1 pseudogene is annotated in these 590 nt (G+C 42.2%); it reads right to left on the bottom strand.

The features are described from left to right. A pseudogene (locus tag ACS8FD_RS22805) lies at nucleotides 1-522 on the bottom strand (hypothetical protein); the annotation flags it as partial. Nucleotides 523-590: the final 68 nt, after the last annotated feature.

Consider the following 590-nt stretch of genomic DNA (forward strand, 5'->3'; position numbering starts at 1 on the left):
GTAGATTAGTGTATGTTTTTGACTAGCATTTAACGGTAAGATGTCTTTGATATCTGTGACAACAGCCGTTGCCGCTTGCCAAAACAGGCTATCAGTATGGGCGGCAATCACTGCACAAGCGGCACTCATAGCATCTAGTTTTTGCTGGGTATCTGCCGTTAGTGGTGCATGTTTGGCAAGAACGACATTTAGACCGCTGCGATAAGCATTGGTGAGTAAGTCGCTATCCAAGCTTAACTCGCTTAATGGTTTAAAGTTCTGTTCAGGATTGGCAATGATGACGCTGCTGCTACCAAAGTCAGAAAAACAATCGGCATCGATCGTATCTTGCTGACTATGAGCATAGAGTTTGTTAATAATTGGTAAGAGTAGAGTTGGCTCAACTGTCTCGGTCAATAGTACAAATTCAACATAACGATCAAGTGTCATGATCGCCTCTGATAGATCCATAATCAAAGCGGTGTCGCCGTTATTATTATTGTCATAAAGCTGTTGTAGACCTTGTGCGATGGCCGTACTCAACAGCTGTCCGCCAGTTAATGCAACCAATTCAAAAATACAAGACAGTTGTGTTAACACACTAATAGAAT

The organism is Psychrobacter sp. 1U2 (assembly GCF_051847575.1).